The organism is Candidatus Rhodoblastus alkanivorans (genome assembly GCF_022760755.1).
Classification (GTDB): Bacteria; Pseudomonadota; Alphaproteobacteria; order Rhizobiales; family Beijerinckiaceae; genus Rhodoblastus; species Rhodoblastus alkanivorans.
Map to the genome: position 1 here is coordinate 299,659 of NZ_JAIVFP010000001.1, position 16,745 is coordinate 316,403.

At 59.9% G+C, this 16,745-nt stretch carries 17 protein-coding genes; 2 read left to right on the forward strand and 15 right to left on the reverse strand.

The features are described from left to right. Positions 1-101: 101 nt before the first annotated feature. The 7 genes from rpsT to ubiE form a co-directional block, all read right to left on the reverse strand. Positions 102-374: a 30S ribosomal protein S20 gene (gene rpsT / locus K2U94_RS01390; RefSeq protein ID WP_243068774.1), complete on the reverse strand. Its 273-nt coding sequence runs from the start codon at positions 372-374 to the stop codon at positions 102-104. Positions 375-528: 154 nt separating this feature from the next. Next, entirely contained in the window at positions 529-1,302 is a 774-nt protein-coding gene (locus tag K2U94_RS01395) for an enoyl-CoA hydratase (RefSeq protein ID WP_243065505.1), read from the reverse strand. Between the two features lie 62 nt (positions 1,303-1,364). Continuing rightward, positions 1,365-2,336 carry a cysteine synthase A gene (gene cysK, locus K2U94_RS01400; RefSeq protein ID WP_243065506.1) on the reverse strand — a complete coding sequence of 324 codons (972 nt, stop codon included), beginning with the start codon at positions 2,334-2,336 and terminating at the stop codon, positions 1,365-1,367. Between the two features lie 105 nt (positions 2,337-2,441). Next, positions 2,442-2,903 (reverse strand): dUTP diphosphatase, encoded by a 462-nt coding sequence (gene dut / locus K2U94_RS01405; RefSeq protein WP_243065507.1) that lies wholly within the window; start codon positions 2,901-2,903, stop codon positions 2,442-2,444. A 1-nt stretch (position 2,904) separates the two neighbouring features. After that, on the reverse strand, positions 2,905-4,137 hold the full coding sequence (gene coaBC, locus K2U94_RS01410; RefSeq protein ID WP_243065508.1) for a bifunctional phosphopantothenoylcysteine decarboxylase/phosphopantothenate--cysteine ligase CoaBC: 1,233 nt from the start codon (positions 4,135-4,137) through the stop codon (positions 2,905-2,907). A gap of 11 nt (positions 4,138-4,148) precedes the next feature. Next, a complete protein-coding gene (ubiB, locus tag K2U94_RS01415; RefSeq protein WP_243065509.1) occupies positions 4,149-5,708 on the reverse strand; it encodes a 2-polyprenylphenol 6-hydroxylase in 1,560 nt (519 codons plus the stop codon). An 18-nt stretch (positions 5,709-5,726) separates the two neighbouring features. Beyond that, positions 5,727-6,518 carry a bifunctional demethylmenaquinone methyltransferase/2-methoxy-6-polyprenyl-1,4-benzoquinol methylase UbiE gene (ubiE, locus tag K2U94_RS01420; protein WP_243068775.1) on the reverse strand — a complete coding sequence of 264 codons (792 nt, stop codon included), beginning with the start codon at positions 6,516-6,518 and terminating at the stop codon, positions 5,727-5,729. An 88-nt stretch (positions 6,519-6,606) separates the two neighbouring features. Between ubiE and mutM the strand changes: the two genes are divergently transcribed. Beyond that, complete coding sequence (gene mutM, locus K2U94_RS01425; protein WP_243065510.1) at positions 6,607-7,479, forward strand: bifunctional DNA-formamidopyrimidine glycosylase/DNA-(apurinic or apyrimidinic site) lyase; 873 nt, start codon at positions 6,607-6,609, stop codon at positions 7,477-7,479. Positions 7,480-7,500: 21 nt separating this feature from the next. Further along, positions 7,501-8,316, forward strand: a complete 816-nt coding sequence (locus K2U94_RS01430; RefSeq protein WP_243065511.1) for a M48 family metallopeptidase — start codon at positions 7,501-7,503, stop codon at positions 8,314-8,316. Here the strand turns inward: K2U94_RS01430 and trmB are convergent. The 8 genes from trmB to miaB form a co-directional block, all read right to left on the reverse strand. Beyond that, complete coding sequence (gene trmB, locus K2U94_RS01435) at positions 8,303-8,914, reverse strand: tRNA (guanine(46)-N(7))-methyltransferase TrmB (RefSeq protein WP_336606141.1); 612 nt, start codon at positions 8,912-8,914, stop codon at positions 8,303-8,305. The genes K2U94_RS01430 and trmB overlap by 14 nt on opposite strands. Before the next feature lie 110 nt (positions 8,915-9,024). Next, positions 9,025-10,221, reverse strand: coding sequence for a methionine adenosyltransferase (gene metK / locus K2U94_RS01440; RefSeq protein ID WP_243065513.1), 1,197 nt, complete (start codon positions 10,219-10,221; stop codon positions 9,025-9,027). Positions 10,222-10,427: 206 nt separating this feature from the next. Further along, entirely contained in the window at positions 10,428-10,841 is a 414-nt protein-coding gene (locus tag K2U94_RS01445; RefSeq protein ID WP_243065514.1) for a helix-turn-helix domain-containing protein, read from the reverse strand. A gap of 55 nt (positions 10,842-10,896) precedes the next feature. Then, the gene (gene lnt, locus K2U94_RS01450; RefSeq protein WP_243080223.1) at positions 10,897-12,462 is read right to left on the reverse strand and encodes an apolipoprotein N-acyltransferase; all 1,566 of its coding nucleotides are present in this window, start codon (positions 12,460-12,462) and stop codon (positions 10,897-10,899) included. A 205-nt stretch (positions 12,463-12,667) separates the two neighbouring features. Next, positions 12,668-13,747 (reverse strand): hemolysin family protein, encoded by a 1,080-nt coding sequence (locus tag K2U94_RS01455; RefSeq protein WP_425332492.1) that lies wholly within the window; start codon positions 13,745-13,747, stop codon positions 12,668-12,670. After that, positions 13,704-14,150, reverse strand: coding sequence for an rRNA maturation RNase YbeY (gene ybeY / locus K2U94_RS01460; protein WP_243065516.1), 447 nt, complete (start codon positions 14,148-14,150; stop codon positions 13,704-13,706). Before ybeY ends, K2U94_RS01455 begins: the two co-directional genes overlap by 44 nt. A gap of 53 nt (positions 14,151-14,203) precedes the next feature. Further along, complete coding sequence (locus K2U94_RS01465; protein ID WP_243065517.1) at positions 14,204-15,274, reverse strand: PhoH family protein; 1,071 nt, start codon at positions 15,272-15,274, stop codon at positions 14,204-14,206. 2 nt (positions 15,275-15,276) lie between these two features. After that, positions 15,277-16,725, reverse strand: coding sequence for a tRNA (N6-isopentenyl adenosine(37)-C2)-methylthiotransferase MiaB (gene miaB, locus K2U94_RS01470; RefSeq protein WP_272884831.1), 1,449 nt, complete (start codon positions 16,723-16,725; stop codon positions 15,277-15,279). Positions 16,726-16,745 lie beyond the last annotated feature (20 nt).

Here is a 16,745-nt window from a genome sequence, read left to right on the forward strand (position 1 = left end):
CGGCGCGATGAACGATGCAAGTGGCTGCTGCTTCGGCTGCATAAAATCTAAAACCCCGCCGAAGCGACCGGCGGGGCCAAAAGGCGCGGAAGAAGGGGTGATTACGCCTGTTTGCCGAGCGCAGCGACGCGAGAGGACAGGCGCGACACTTTACGGGACGCATTGTTCTTGTGAACAATGCCCTTCTGCGCGGCGCGCATGAGGATCGGTTCGGCTGCGGCGAGCGCGGACTTGGCGGCGGACTGATCGCCCGTGCTGATCGCTTCCTCGACCTTGCGGATGAATGTGCGCATTTTGCTGCGACGCTGGCGATTGATCGCGGTGCGCCGAGCGATTTGACGGACGGCCTTCTTCGCCGATTTGGTATTCGCCATGAGGATCCCCGGACGAAAGCGCGCGCCGTACGTCGTGGCTGCGTCGCCTGAAAACAATGACGGCGCCTCAAGCAGGCGCCGCGTGTGAAGGGCTTATAAGCGCGATGAGGGCGTTTCGTCAACGCGGGATTTGCAATCCTATTCGCGAATCGTGTCAGCGATTCTTGAAATGCGCCTGGCGCTTCTCGATGAACGCCGTCATGCCTTCCTTTTGATCGTGGGTCGCAAATGCGGCGTGAAAGTTCCGCCGTTCGAATTTGACACCTTCGGTCAAGGTCGATTCAAAGGCTGAATTGATACAATCCTTGATCTGCATGGTGATCGGCAGGGACATGGACGCGATTGTGCGCGCCGTCTTCACCGCCTCCTCGACCAATTGCTCGGCGGGCACGACACGAGAAACGAGACCGCAGCGTTCGGCTTCCTCAGCGCCCATCATCCGGCCCGTCAGGCACATTTCCATGGCCTTGGATTTGCCGATAAAACGGGACAGGCGCTGCGTGCCGCCAGCGCCGGGCAGGATGCCGAGTTTCACTTCAGGCTGGCCGAATTTTGCGGTCTCCGCGGCCAGAATGAAATCGCACATCATGGCAAGCTCGCAGCCGCCGCCCAGCGCAAAGCCCGCGACAGCGGCGATCGCCGGCTTACGGAAATAGGATAAACGCTCCCAGCTGCGGATCGTATCGCTGAGATAGGCGTCCATATAAGTCAGCAATTGCAATTCTTTGATGTCGGCGCCGGCGGCGAACGCCTTATCCGACCCCGTCAATACCAAGGCGCCGATTTCGGGATCTTTCTCAAATTCATCGAGCGCGACGTTCAATTCCTGGATCAATCGTGAATTCAGCGCATTCAAAGCCTTCGGACGATTGAGCCGGATGAGCCCGACGGCGCCATCGGCTTCGACAAGGATGTTTTGATAAGACATGGATCACCTTTGCGACGCCGCCGGTGCTCGGCGGATGGTGGCTTGTGGCTCAAAAGACCGGCTCAAAGGCCCTCGAAAAGAGCCGTCGAGAGGTAGCGCTCGGCAAAAGACGGGATGATGACCACGATATTCTTGCCTTGCGAACTGGGGCGCGCTCCCACCTGAAGCGCCGCCGCGACCGCCGCGCCGGAAGAAATGCCGATAGGGACGCCCTCGATCCGCGCGACCTGACGCGCCATCTCCAATGCCGTCGCGCTATCGACGGTCACCACCTCGTCGATGACGTCACGATCCAGCACAGGCGGAACAAAGCCGGCGCCGATGCCCTGTATCTTGTGAGGACCGGGCTGTCCGCCGGATAGAACAGGCGATTCCGCCGGTTCCACCGCGATCATTTTGACGCCGGGCTTGCGCGATTTCAGGACTTGGCCTACGCCGGTGATGGTCCCTCCGGTGCCGACGCCGGAAATGACGATATCGACCTCGCCGTTGGTGTCGTTCCAGATTTCCTCCGCGGTCGTCAGTCGATGAATCGCCGGATTGGCGGGATTCTCGAACTGCGCCGGGGTGATCGCGTCGGGCGTCGCGGCGACCATTTCGGTGGCCTTAGCCACTGCGCCCTTCATGCCCTGCGCGGCCGGCGTCAAGACAAGTTCAGCGCCAAGCAGGGCGAGCATCTTGCGCCGTTCGATCGACATTGACTCCGGCATGACCAGAATGAGCCTGTAGCCGCGCGCCGCGGCAACGAAAGCCAGGGCAATGCCTGTGTTGCCCGACGTCGGCTCGATCAGGACCGTCTTTCCGGGCATGATTTTGCCGTCGGCTTCGAGCGCGTCGATCATGGAAAGGCCGATGCGGTCTTTCACCGAAGCGATGGGATTGAAGAATTCGAGCTTCGCCAGCAAATGCGCCTTGACGCCTCGCGCCGCGGCGATGCGATCGAACCGCACCAGCGGCGTGTCGCCGATGGTTTCGGTCACCGAATTGTAAATTCGGCCGCGACCCGGCTTTTTCATATTGTCGGAATTGGTCATCGCATTGCTCCCCGCGAAGGAATTTCTTTCAGTAGTGAATTTGACTAGCCCCAAAATGCCTGTCGATGAAGGCCGCGTTCCATCAGTTCGCCTTGGCCGAACGATCTAAGCAAATGCGGCGCCTTGGCCGGTGGAGCCGAATCCGCCAGCGCCGCGGCGCGTTTCCGAAACCTCATCAATGACGGACAGGCGCGCCTGGACCACCGGAGCAAAGACCAATTGCGCGATCCGGTCGCCTCGATTGATCTGGACGGGCTCATCGCCAAGATTGATCAACAGGACGCCGACTTCGCCACGATAGTCGCTGTCGATCGTTCCCGGAGCATTCAGAACCGTCACGCCATGCTTCAAGGCAAGGCCGGATCGCGGCCGGACCTGGGCCTCGAAGCCCAGCGGAATCTCCAGGATCAGCCCGGTCGGAACCGCGCGCCTTTCGCCCGGCCGCAAAACGGCTGGCGCATCGGCGGGAATAGCGGCGACCAGATCGAGGCCGGCGGCCCCGGCGCTCTGATATGAGGGGAGCGGCAAATCCTCGCCATGCGGCAGTCTCTTGGTCTTGATTTCCAATTCAGCGTCCTTCCCGCTGCGTCAACAGCAAGGCCAAATGCTCGACCAGTTGGGCCGCCGCGGCGTCCTTGTCCCGTTTCGGCCAGACCGTCTCGCCGTCCGACGTGATGATGACCATTGTATTTTCGTCCCCGCCCATCACGCCGGCCGCCGGACTCACATCATTTGCGACGATCAGGTCGCAGCCCTTTCGCGCTAGCTTCTCGCGCGCATGTTCTATAAGTTTTTCGGTTTCGGCGGCGAAGCCGACGACCAGGTTGGGTCGGGCCGACACATGGCGGGAAATGGTCGCAAGGATGTCCGGATTCTCGACGAGCTTCAACTCAGGCGGGCCATGTGCGCCCTTCTTTATTTTTTCATTTTGATCATCCGCAACGCGCCAATCCGCGACCGCCGCGGCGGCGATAAAAATATCGCAAGGCAATGAGGCATCAACCGCTGACGCCATTTGTCGCGCGGTTTCAACGCGCAGAACGCGTACGCCATCGGGCGCCGGAAGATTGACCGGGCCCGAAACAAGAACGACTTCCGCGCCCGCCGCCCGCGCCGCCCGCGCGATCGCGTAGCTCTGTTTGCCGGAGGAACGGTTGGCGATATAGCGGACGGGATCGATCGGCTCATGGGTTGGCCCTGCCGTGATCACGACCTTCCTGCCCGCAAGCGAACCGCGCAAATTCGTTCCGCCCGCGAAATGATCCTGAATGGCGTCAAAAATCTCCGCGGGCTCCGCCATGCGGCCGAATCCGCTCTCACCACAGGCCATCGCGCCTTCGTTGGGGCCGACGAACATCACGCCGTCCGTTCGCAGCTGCGCGCAATTTCGCCTTGTCGCGGGATGTTCCCACATCCGCCAATTCATTGCCGGCGCGACCAATATTGGCTTGTTGGAGGCCAATAAAAGCGTAGAGGCCAAATCGTTCGCGAGGCCCTGCGCGGCTTTCGCCAACAGGTCGGCGGTCGCCGGCGCGACGACGACCAGATCGGTGGACCTGCTCAACTGGATGTGACCCATCTCCGTCTCATCGGTGAGGGAAAATAGGTCCTCATAGACCTTTTCGCCGCTCAGGCTGGCCAGCGACAGCGCGGTGACGAAATTCGCCCCCGCTTTGGTCAGGACCGTTCGGACCGCGATGTCGGCGGTGCGCAGGAGGCGGATCAATTCGAGGCTCTTATATGCAGCGATTCCGCCGCCCACGATCAGCAGAACGGAGGAGTTCCTTTGCGGCGTCGCCATGAACCGAGCCCTCAGCGCCAGAGAAGGTAAACGATGACGGCGCAGGCGAATAGAAGGCCAACGCGCCAAAAACGATGGCTCACGGCGTTGGCTTTGCCGATCGCGTTGACTGTCTGCGGCGCAAGGGCAAGTCCATTTTCGGCGATGAGCTCCAATTTCTCGACGATTCGTCCGGCGCGGACCAGCATGTCCGGCGTCTGGACGGCGATCTGCCCCAGCGCAGCCAGACTATGTCCCGCATCCGCGATCTTGGCGCGCGGACCGAGATTGTCCTCCATCCAGCTTTTGACGACCGGCTCGGCGGTGGACCACATATCCAAACGCGGATCGAGCGATCGCGCGACGCCTTCGACCACCACCATCGTCTTTTGCAGCATCACCAGTTCGATCCGCGTCCGCATATCGAAAAGAGCGGTTATTTCGAACAGCAAGGTCAAAAGCTTGGCCATGGAGATTTCGTCGGCCCGACGCGAATGAATCGGCTCGCCAACGGCGCGAATCGCCTGGGCGAAATCGGCGACGCGATAATGCGGCGGCACATAGCCAGCCTCGAAATGAACTTCCGCGACCCGCTGGTAATCCCTTACAATGAAACCATAGAGAATTTCGGCGAGAAACCGTCGCTCCTTCAGTCCGAGACGGCCCATGATGCCGAAATCGACGGCCGCCAACCGACCCTCTGGCGTCAGGAACAGATTTCCCGGATGCATGTCGGCGTGGAAGAAACCATCCCGCACCGCGTGACGCAGGAAGGATTGGATCAATATCCGCCCGAGATTGGGTAAATTCACCCCAGAGCGTCGCAGGGCTTCAATATCCGACAGCGGAGTCCCCTCGATCCATTCCAGGGTCATGACCTCGCGGGAGCAACGGTCCCAATCGACCTTGGGCACAAGGAAATCCTCGTCTCCTCGTGTGTTCTCGGCAAATTCGGACGCTGCCGCCGCCTCCAGGCGAAAATCCATTTCGACCTTGACCGATCGGGCCAGGGTTTCGACCACCCCCACGACATTGAGCCTCTGCGCCTCGGCTGAAAATCGCTCAGCGAGGCGCGCCGCGAAAAACATGTCGCTGAGATCGCGGCGAAACCGGCGCTCGATGCCTGGGCGAAGAACCTTCACCGCGACCGGCCGCGCAACCCCATCCTCGATGACCTTGCCGCGATGCACCTGGGCGACCGACGCCGCCGCGACGGGCTCGCTCAGTTCCGTGAATAATTCCCTGATCGGCCGGCCGAACGCCTTTTCGATCACATCCGCCGCGACCGCATAGGGAAACGGCTCCATGCGGTCCTGCAGCTGCTCGAGCTCGCGCGCGACGGCCGCTCCGACCACATCCGGCCGGGTCGCTAGGGTTTGACCCAGTTTGACGTAGGATGGGCCCAATTGCGCGACCGCCGGAGCAAGCCGGGCGACGCCGCCGCCTCGCCGCGCCAGCAATCGCGCCAGCCATAGCGCCGGGCGCGCCTCGGCTGGCACGGCCGCGGCGTCGACGCCCGAAAACACCCCTTCCCGCGCCAAAATGAAACCAGCGCGGCCGAGGCGAAGGATGTGACCAAGAGTCCCCAGCACGAAAGCGCGCCCGTCCCCTTAGAGCTTCCAGCCGGAATGGATGGCGACGACGCCTCCGGTCAGTCGCGTGAAGTCAACGCGTTGGAAGCCGGCGCCTTCGATCATGGCTGAGAAATCCTGGGCTGCGGGGAACTGTCGGATCGATTCGGCCAGATAACGATAAGGCGCGGCGTCGCCCGTCACAAATCGCCCCATCATCGGGATCATCGTAAACGAATAGCTTTCATATAGCCGCGCCAGCAGGGGCGCTTCCACGTGAGAAAATTCGAGGCACAGAAACCGTCCGCCGCGCTTGAGCACACGATAGGCCTCCGCAAGCGCCCTGTCGATGCGCGGCACGTTGCGAATGCCGAATGCGATCGAATAGGCGTCAAATTCGCCGTCGGGCAAAGGCAATTCTTCGGCATTGCCCTCGACGAAATTCAATTGCTTTTCAAGACCGGCCTTCCGGGCCCGTTCGCGCCCGACCGCCAACATATCGGGATTGATGTCGAGAACAGTGACCTCAGTCTTGTCGCCACCTGCGCGCGCGACACGAAAAGCAACGTCGCCGGTGCCACCCGCCACGTCAAGATGTTTGAACGCGGTTCGCGTCGATGGTCTGATCCTGGAGACCAGAATATCTTTCCAAACCCGATGCAGGCCGCCCGACATCAGATCGTTCATCAGATCGTACCGATGCGCGACCTTATGAAATACCTCGTCGACAAGCCCCTGTTTTTCGTTGAGGAGCACTTCCGAATAGCCAAAATGTGTTGTCGATTCGGCGTACTGATTCGTCACCGTTTCCGGCGGTTGCGCATCCTGCATCTGCCACTCCCGAAAGTTGGCGGACCATAGCGCGGTCGCCAGCCAATGGCTATCTATCGCTTCGAATGCCCGGATTGGAGAAAAAAAGATGCCGGAACTCCCCGAAGTTGAGACCGTTCGACGGGGACTGGCTCCGACATTGGTGGGCGCGCGAATTTCGCGGGTCGAAATGCGCCGGGAGAATTTGCGCATCCCCTTTCCTCAGCGCTTCGCCGAAAGATTGCAAGGGCGTCAAATCACAGCCTTGCAGCGACGCGCCAAATATTTGATCGCCGCCCTGGACGACAACCAGGCGTTGATCGCCCATCTCGGGATGAGCGGCTCTTTCCGCGTCGAAAACGCCGCCGATCCTGTCGGGAGTTTCGTAGCGCCGCACTCGAAGGACCCAGCGCATGACCACGTCGTCATTCATCTTGACGATAGCTTGGTGACCTACAACGATCCGCGGCGCTTCGGCTTCATGACCTTGGCGGATCATGCGCAATTGGACGCGCTTCCTTTTTTCGCCAATCTTGGCGTCGAGCCTTTGTCGAACAATTTCAATTCAGAAACCCTTGCCGAGCTCTTCGCCGGGCGAAAGACATCGCTCAAGGCCGCCCTGCTCGACCAAAAGCTGATCGCCGGCCTCGGAAACATCTATGTCTGCGAGGCTTTGCATCGCGCCGGTCTCGCGCCCGACCGTCCCGCGTCGGACATAGCGGCGCGGGAAAGCGCGCCGACCGGAAAGACAGAGCGCCTTGTCAGAGCCATTCGCGCCGTTCTGGAAGAGGCGATCGCGGCCGGCGGCTCATCCTTGCGCGATCACCGCCAGGCCGATGGCTCGCTTGGCTATTTCCAACATAATTTCGGCGTCTACGGTCGAACCGGCGAGTCTTGCCCCAAGCCGAAATGCAAGGGGATCATCCAACGTCGCATACAAAATGGACGCTCGACGTTCTTTTGTCCGCAATGCCAGAAATGAATGCGGGAGAGTTTACTCGTCATGAAGACGACGGCTTTTACAAGCTTTCTCAAGGCGTTTCATCGTGAAACGCCCGATGAAATCGATTCCATCGACGTCCGGCACAGGGATCGGGTCTTCAAAGTCGTGGTTAAGCGCGCCGCCGCGGCGCGACGGCTCACGCTCAGGATCAGGGGAACGACCGGCGACATCGTCCTGACGATTCCCACAAAGGCGAGCCTCCGTCAGGCGCACGACTTTGCCCAACGTCACGCCGAATGGCTTGCCAACAGGCTGGCGCGGATACCGCAACGAACCCCCTTCCTGCCAGGCGCCAGGATTCCGCTGCGCGGCGTCGAGCATATTCTTCACCATTGCCCCAAGCGCGCTGAACGAACCGGACCGGTTTGGGTCGAACGGGTCGACGGCGCGCTCTCAATTTGCGCGAGCGGCGAGCCGGTCCATTTCGAACGGCGCGTGGCGGACTATCTTCGGCGGGAAGCGCGTCGTGACATCGAACAGGCGGTGTCTCGACATGCCGCCAAAGCAGGGCGCCGCCCGATCAGCCTTTCGTTGCGGGATACATCCAGCAGATGGGGTTCCTGTTCCGCCAAGGGCGCGCTGAATTTCTCGTGGCGGCTGATCCTCGCGCCGTCCTTCGTCCTTGATTACCTTGCCGCTCATGAAACGGCGCATCTTCGCCATCACGACCATTCGGAAAATTTCTGGGCCTTGACGAAAAGTCTTTGTCCAAGGACCGAAGAGGCGGAGGCCTGGCTTAAGGCGCACGGCGCGCAATTGCATCGGTACGGCCGACGCGCCGTCGCGGACGAGGCGCCGGCGATCAACGCCGAATGAAGGTCAAGTAGACTGGTCGCCGCCCCTCGCGCAGCGCCTTCGCCTCATAGCGCGTGCCAACCCATCCTTCCCATGGCGTCAACCAATCCTGCGCCGACCGTGCCGGCCACAGAAAATCCGGCGAGCGCAAAATGCGGGCGAGCGTCCATCCGGCATAATCGTCAATATCCGTTGCAAAGCGCAGTTCGGCGCCCGGCCGCATGACCCTCGCCAACCGCGCGAGCATCGGATCGGAAACGAAGCGCCGCTCCTTGTGGCGGCGTTTCGGCCATGGGTCGGGATAAAGCAGGCAAACGCCGGAAAGACAATTGTCTGGCAACGCGTCGATCAACTCGCCAGCGTCGCCTGGATGGATGCGAACATTTTCAAGTCCGAACCGCTCGACTTCCACCAACAATTTGGCGACGCCATTGACAAATGGTTCGCAACCAAAAAATCCGCGTCCGGGATGGGCAAGAGCGTCAGCAGCAAGATGCTCACCCCCGCCAAAGCCAATTTCAAGCCGCAATTCACTTGGCCGATTTGAAAACAGCTCGGCAGGAAGGTCGATGGGTCGCGACAGATCGATCTGAAGGCAGGGTAACAGATTTTCGACCAATTCCGCCTGGCGCGGGCGAAGCGCCTTGCCTTTGCGCCGCCCGTAAAGGCCCGCTTCGCGACGCGCGCGACGCGGGCCGTCATATTCAGAAGACGTCATCAGCTTTGACTTCAGGCGAAATGGGCCTTGAGCTTTTCGACCAGATCCGTCTTTTCCCAGGCAAATCCGCCGTCGCCGTCCGGCTTGCGGCCAAAATGCCCATAGGCCGCGGTGCGCGCGTAAATCGGGCGATTGAGCTGAAGATGCTCGCGAATGCCGCGCGGAGAAAGACGGACGATCTTGAAGAGGACGTCCTCAAGCGCAGCTTCGTCGACCTTGGCGGTGCCGTGCGCGTCGACATAGATCGACAATGGCTCCGACACGCCAATCGCATAGGAAAGCTGGATCGTCACGCGATCGGCCAAGCCCGCCGCCACTACATTTTTAGCAAGGTAGCGCGCGGCATAGGCGGCTGACCGATCGACCTTGGTCGGGTCCTTGCCTGAAAAGGCGCCGCCGCCATGGGGCGCCGCGCCGCCATAGGTATCGACGATGATCTTGCGTCCAGTGAGGCCGGTGTCGCCATCCGGGCCCCCGATCACGAATTTGCCTGTCGGATTGACGTGCCAGATCGTCTGGTCCGAGATCCAGCCCTTGGGCAGGGCCCCGACGATATAAGGCTCCACAATCTTGCGGACGTCTTCCGAGGTCAAATCCTCATCGACGTGCTGGGTGGAGAGCACGATCTGCGTAACGCCGATCGGCCGACCGCCGACATATTTTACTGTGACCTGACTCTTGGCGTCCGGCCCCAGTTTGATCGCCTCGCCTTCGCCAGCTTTTCGCGCTGTCGCGAGCGATTCGAGAATTTTATGCGCGTAATAGAGGGGCGCCGGCATAAGATCCGCGGTTTCGTTCGAAGCATATCCGAACATGATGCCCTGGTCGCCCGCGCCCTCGTCCTTGTTGCCGGCGGCGTCCACGCCCTGGGCGATGTCGGCTGATTGCGCGTGGAGCAGGATTTCGATTTCGGCTGTGTCCCAATGGAACCCGGTCTGTTCGTAACCGATATCCTTGATCGCGTTCCGCGCGGCCTGCTCGATCTGTGCGTGCGAAATTTCCGGACCACGCACCTCGCCGGCAATGATGACGCGATTAGTCGTGACCAGCGTTTCCGCCGCCACGCGAATTTGCGAGCCGTCAAGGCCGGCTTTTTCGCCTTCGCGGAAGAAAAGATCGACGATTTCATCCGAAATCCGATCGGCGACCTTGTCCGGATGCCCCTCGGAAACCGATTCACTCGTGAACAGAAAATCGCTACGGGCCACGAAAGCTCTCCAAAATCAAAGTCAGGGCGGCTGCATTTGGCTGAGCCTGCCCGTACGCGGTTGAAGGGAGGTTGGTTTTCGTTGCTCGCGACGCGCAACCACCCGGCCTGGAATGTTGTTCAGAGCGGGATCGTCTATAAGGGAGGCGTTCTTTTGGTCAAGCGAAATCGATAATTTCGTTCGTTATACCGAACGAAACAAACGCCTCAAACCCGATTTTCGTTTTCGGCTAAAGTGGCGACGAGATCAACGATCCGCTTCCGAACTTTGGGGTCCGATATCCGCGCGAAGGCGCGGTTAAGGCTGAGGCCCTCCGAAGTCATGACAAAATCGCTGAAAAAATTGTCTTCCGCGCTCGCCTCCGCCAAGCCTCCCTGGGCCGCGCCATCGGACACTGGCGCGCCCTTGAAAAAATAGGCGAGCGGAATGTTCAGCGCCTCGGAAATTTGCTGGAGCCGGCTCGCACTGATCCGATTGGCTCCCTTTTCATATTTCTGGATCTGCTGAAAGGTCAGTCCCAACGCTTCGCCAAGCTTTTCCTGACTCATTCCAACAAGCATACGGCGCATCCGCACCCGGGCGCCGACATGCCTGTCAATTGGATTGGGAATTTTGGTCACGTGCGCGAAACCCGTCGATTTACAACCTTAGTTTGCACCAACCCATGACCTAAAGTCAAACCTTTCGCCGCCCCACCAGGGAAACGAAGAAAACCGCAACCCACAAGATCAGCGGCAAAATGATCCAATGACGCGAGTAAATTGTTGCTGGCAAAGCTTTCGGCAATTCACCGTCAAGCACAGCCTCGACACCAAGCGGTGCGTAAGCGGTCGCCCGACCAAAGGGGTCGAGAATCGCGGAAATTCCCGTATTCGCGACGCGAATCATCGGAAGTCCCTGCTCGATCGTGCGCAGGCGCGCCTGTTCGAAATGCTGATAGGGCCCCGACGTCTTTCCAAACCAGCCATCATTCGTGACATTCAACATCACGCCGGGACGCACGGCCTGCGAAGAGATTCGATCCGCAATTTCATTGGGAAAGATCGATTCGTAACAAACCAACGGCAAGATCGGCGGCAGACCGGGAGCGGTCAGAAGACGGGAAGATCGGCCGTGGCTGAAGCCGCCGGGAATATCGACGAACTGCGTGAGCCCGAGGCGAGAGACGATATCTCCGAAGGGAATATATTCCCCGAACGGAACGAGATGAATCTTATCGTAGCTTTCCTTGACCTCCCCGCCGGAAATCACCTGAATGGAATTGAAATATTTTGCGCGCGGCCCTTCTCCCTCCGCGCGCGCCGCTCCCGTCAGCAGGATGGCGTTTTGCAACCGCGATCCTATCAAGGACAAAGCCCCGCCGTCCTGAGACAGTATGAAGGGAAACGACGATTCCGGCCAGAATAGGTGCGTGACGTCGCCGACGCCATTTCTATCGGGAGACGTCGCGCGGTCCGAGAGCGACAAATAATGTTCTAGAAGCTGATTCCTCCGGTCGGAGCGAAAATCGGCGATGGCGACGTCGGGTTGGATGAGGCGCAGTCGGGCTCCCTTGACAAAGCGCTCCGGCGCCGACAGGCGGACCGCGCCGAAAAGTCCTAACAGGGCAAGAAAAAGAATCCCTCCAACCGGCACATTTTTCCGGCCCTTTTGAAAGAACAGCGCAGGCGACGCGAAAATCAAAACCGACAATACGGTCAGGCCATACAATCCCCAGATCGACGCGGTTTGCGCGAGGTAAAGATTTCCGCCCAACACCATCCCGAAGTCATTCCAAGGAAAGCCTGTCAGAACCGAGCCTCGGAGCCATTCGGAAGCGCTCAGCCCTGCCGCAAGCGCGAAAATGCGCAAGGGGCTCGGCGACCACAGAAGCCGCGCGAAAACGAAACCCAATGCCGTGAAAAATGCCAGAAAAACGGGCAAGCCAACGACACCAAGCGGCAAGGCCCACGCGAATCGATCGCCATCCGCGAGAAAAGCCGCCCCAAGCCACCACAGGCCGACGACGAAATAGCCGAAGCCCAGCCACCAGCCAGCGCTGGCGGAACGCCGCAAAATCGCCCCAAATGTGCTCGCCGTCGAACCGTCCAAAAGCCAGACGGACACGACCATGGATATGGCGAGCGCCGGAAAGAAATTCACCGGAGCCAGCGCCAAAGCGCCGAAAGCGCCGGCGCAGAATGCGACGAGGCGCCGGGGCCACCCTTCGGCGAGAACGACATATTGCTGAAGTGCGAACATCGGGCCTTCCCGACAAAAACGGCGCGGGGACGTCACTTTGCTTAATGGTCCGCACGGGGGACGGCGGGCCGCGACGCGCGCGTCGCGCGTCGCTTCGAGTCTAAGATGGCAATCCCGCAATTGCGAACGTCCCGCAACCTAGGAAAGGACCTTTCCCCAGGCAAAGGCTGCGATGGAAAAATGACAGGCCCGTGCGGCAAAGGCGTCATGAGGCGGGTTTTTCCCCGTCCGAGGTCGGTTCGCCCGCCGAGCCGAGGCCCGTCACCCTCAATTTCAGGCGTTTAACGCGTCGCGGATCGGCATCGACGATATCGAATTCAAAATCGCGATCGGGACTCGCAACAACCTCGCCGCGAATCGGGACCCTTCCGGCGAAAGCGGCCGCGAGTCCACCCAGAGTATCGACTTCCTCGCGCTCACCGAGCCCGATCAGATCAAGCCCTGTCTTCTCCGACGCTTCCTCAAGGCCCACGCGCGCATCGGCGATGAAAATCCCGGACCCTGCCGTTTCAATCTTGGGACTTTCATCGAGGTCATGTTCGTCTTCGATGTCGCCGACAATCATCTCGACGATATCCTCAATCGAGACGAGACCGTCCGTCCCGCCGTATTCGTCTATCACCAGCGCCATATGGGTTCGCGTCGCCTGCATTTTGACAAGCAAATCCAATGCCGGCATAGAAGGCGGCGCATAAAGAACCGACCTCAGGATCCCTGCCGCCTCAAGCGAGACGCTCAGATCGATCGCCAGCAGGCGCTCATTTGGCAGGGCGTCCGGCCGCGACGAAATTGCCGACGAAGAGCCACCCGCGGCCGCGCTCGATCTTCGATTGAACTTCGATTCGGCGTCCGCCGCGACAAAATCGACGAAGTCTCTGATGTGAACCATGCCGCGGGGATCATCCAGCGTCTCGCCGACCACGGGCAGGCGCGAATGCCCCGCGGTTCGAAATATTGACAGCACTTCCCCGAGGGACGCGTCAACTGGCGCCGAGACAATATCGGCTCTTGGCACCATGACGTCGCTCACCCTGATCTCGTGCAGGCCGAGCACATTCTTCAAGATCGTCCGCTCTTGCGGACTGAAGCCATCCGCGATCGATGCGTCTTCGAGCGCGTCTTCAATATCATCGCGGATCGATGCGCCGCTCAGTCCGAACAGCGCCCTCAGCCGCTCCATCAGCGACGGACCCTGTTTCCCCGGACTTCGTTCAATAGAAGGAGGCTCTTCCTTATCCCGTTCAGAGACGGCCATTGCAATCAGACTCACGTTCAAAGTTTTCACGATAAGGATTTTCGATCCCTAGTCTTTCAAGGATACGAATCTCCATCGCTTCCATTTCCAGGGCCTCGGCCTCAGCCTCATGATCATAGCCGAGAAGATGGAGGAATCCGTGGACGATCATGTGACGGACATGATGCTCGAATGATTTCCCCTGTTCCTCGGCTTCGCGGGCGATCGTTTCATGGGCGAGCGCGATATCACCCAGAAAACGCGCCGAGTCCAATGGATCGACGCCCGGAAAGGATAACACATTGGTCGCCTTATCCTTGCCCCGAAACTGCCGGTTCAGTTCTCGCATCCGCGCGTCGTCGCAAAAAAGCAGACTGACCTCGGCCCCCTTGAGCAGCTTTTCTCCCAACTCTCGCAAAGCAAGATCGACGCATTGGGCGACGATGATCTCCAAATCGCCGAGCTCCTGCCAAGCTGGACATTCGACCGCGATTTCGATGACGGGACTCATGGAGACCAGTCCTTGTCAATGTTCGAACGGGGAACCACCTTTTCCCTCTCCCGCCTGGCCGCCGCCTCATAGGCGCCGACGATCCGCCGCACGAGATCATGGCGGACGACATCGGCGTCCTCGAACGTCACGATGCCAACGCCTTCGACGCCTTTCAACAGTTCGACCGCCTCGCCCAAACCGGACCTCTGTCCCGGGGGGAGATCGGTCTGGGTCGGGTCGCCCGTTACGATCATACGCGATCCCTCGCCGAGACGCGTCAGGAACATTTTCATCTGCATGGATGTGGCGTTTTGCGCCTCATCCAGCAAAACGCAGGCATTGCTCAAGGTGCGCCCGCGCATGAAGGCAAGAGGCGCGACCTCAATCATTCCAGTCTGCATCCCCCTTTCGACCATGCGCGGGTCCATGAATTCCTGGAGCGCGTCATAAATCGGGCGCAGATAGGGATCGACCTTTTCTCTCATATCCCCCGGCAGAAATCCCAGCCGCTCTCCGGCCTCGACCGCGGGCCGCGACAAGATCAAACGCTCGACGACGCCCTGCTCGAGCAAGGACACCGCATGGCCCACGGCAAGCCACGTCTTGCCCGTGCCGGCCGGCCCGGCCGCAAAAACCAGTTCAAACCGCTTGAGTTCGCGCAGATAGAGGTCTTGCGCCGCCGTCCTGGCTCGGACGAGCCCTTTCTTCCGTGTCGATATTTGTTCGAAAGTCGATCGCGGTTGCGGACTCTCCTTGGGAAAGAGATTTCCCTGAAGCGCGCATTCCTGAATTGCGCCATCGACATCGCCCATCGTCGCCGGATGTCCGGAACGCGCCCGCGCCCATAGAATCTGCAAGACTCGGCGCGCATGGCCTACTGCTTCGGCTTGGCCCTTGATGACGACCTGATTGCCGTTGGCATTGAGCGAGACATTCAGCCGCCGCTCGATGCGCGCCAGATTCTGATCATATTGACCAAAAACCAGTGAAGCCATGCGATTGTCGTCAAGGGTCAGCCCTGATTCCGTCGCGACGCCATCCTCGGCGCGTTCGGCGTTCTCGAGCGCATCGTTGAACGATGACATGGCTAACACGCCTCCCCGGCGCCGGACCCAGGTTCGATCTCGCTCATCAACCGACCGAAGAGGGAATTTGAGCCGCATTCGACGATTTCAACCGCGGCGACTTTTCCGACCAGATGGTCTGGCCCGTCGACCTGAACCATCTGGAGATAGGGAGATTTTCCCGCGATCTGCCCAGGTTTTCGGCCCCGCTTCTCAAAAAGGACCTCGACCGTTCGGCCGACAAGCGCGAGATTGAAGGCTCTGCGTTGCGCTTCGACCAATTCGCCCAAGCGCGCGAGCCGTTCGGCCTTGACCTCTTCCGGAACCTGATTCTGGATTTCTGCGCCTGGCGTTCCCGGACGGGGGGAATATTTGAAATAAAAAGTCGAAGCGAAGCCAACGGCGCGAATCAGCGCCAAAGTCGCCTCGAAATCCTCCGACGTCTCGCCGGGAAAACCGACGATGAAATCCGACGACAGCGCGATGTCAGGACGCGCGGTCCGGATTTTTTCGACCAGCCGCAAATAATCGTCGGCGCCATGTTTCCGATTCATCGCGGCGAGAATGCGATCGGAGCCCGATTGCACGGGAAGATGCAAGAAAGGCATAAGCTCCGGCTGATCGCCGTGAACACGGATCAAATCATCGGTCATGTCGTTGGGGTGGCTGGTCGTATAGCGCAAGCGCGCCAGCCCCTCCACCCGCGCCAGGCGCTCGATCAAGCGCGCCAGCGACCATTCGCCGCCCGATTCGCCTCGCCCGTGATAGGCGTTGACATTCTGACCCAGCAGAGTGATCTCGCGCACGCCCGCTCGCGCCAACGTTTCCGTTTCGGAAATGATTTTGGCCGCGTCGCGCGACATCTCAGCCCCGCGCGTGTAAGGGACAACGCAGAAGGAGCAAAATTTATCGCAACCTTCCTGAACCGTCAGGAAAGCGCTGACGCCACGCCGCCTGATCCGGTCGTCGGATGGCGTTCCAAGATGATCGAATTTGTCTTCAGTCGGAAATTCGGTGTCGATCACCGGTCCATCGGCGGCCAACCGCACCAATTCAGGCAAGCGATGATAGCTCTGTGGGCCGACTACAATGTCCACCGCGCGTTGCTTGCGTAAAATCTCCGCGCCCTCCGCCTGCGCGACGCAGCCGGCCACGGCAATTCGAAATTCCTTGCCCTCGGCTCTGCGCGCATTCTTGATTTGGCGGAGCTTACCGAGTTCGGAGAAAACCTTTTCCGATGCCTTCTCACGAATATGGCAAGTATTCAAAATGACCAGATCGGCTTCGTCCAGCTCGCTCGTTTCGGCAAAACCTTCCGGCGCCAGGACGTCCGCCATACGGGCGGCGTCATAGACATTCATCTGGCAGCCATAGGATTTGACGAGAACCTTTCCGCCTCGCCTATCCGCGAAATCCGGTCGAGCAGGCGCTCGATTGACATCGGCTGCGGCAACTTCCAGATCGGGCTTCAAATTTCCTCCGCGGCAGTAGG

What these genes read in the sequence shown, in the direction of transcription:
- rpsT (WP_243068774.1), bottom strand. Translation starts at nt 374, where the DNA reads ATGGCGAATACCAAATCGGCGAAGAAGGCCGTCCGTCAAATCGCTCGG.
- K2U94_RS01395 (WP_243065505.1), bottom strand. Translation starts at nt 1,302, where the DNA reads ATGTCTTATCAAAACATCCTTGTCGAAGCCGATGGCGCCGTCGGGCTC.
- cysK (WP_243065506.1), bottom strand. Translation starts at nt 2,336, where the DNA reads ATGACCAATTCCGACAATATGAAAAAGCCGGGTCGCGGCCGAATTTAC.
- coaBC (WP_243065508.1), bottom strand. Translation starts at nt 4,137, where the DNA reads ATGGCGACGCCGCAAAGGAACTCCTCCGTTCTGCTGATCGTGGGCGGC.
- ubiE (WP_243068775.1), bottom strand. Translation starts at nt 6,518, where the DNA reads ATGCAGGATGCGCAACCGCCGGAAACGGTGACGAATCAGTACGCCGAA.
- mutM (WP_243065510.1), top strand. Translation starts at nt 6,607, where the DNA reads ATGCCGGAACTCCCCGAAGTTGAGACCGTTCGACGGGGACTGGCTCCG.
- K2U94_RS01430 (WP_243065511.1), top strand. Translation starts at nt 7,501, where the DNA reads ATGAAGACGACGGCTTTTACAAGCTTTCTCAAGGCGTTTCATCGTGAA.
- lnt (WP_243080223.1), bottom strand. Translation starts at nt 12,462, where the DNA reads ATGTTCGCACTTCAGCAATATGTCGTTCTCGCCGAAGGGTGGCCCCGG.
- K2U94_RS01465 (WP_243065517.1), bottom strand. Translation starts at nt 15,274, where the DNA reads ATGTCATCGTTCAACGATGCGCTCGAGAACGCCGAACGCGCCGAGGAT.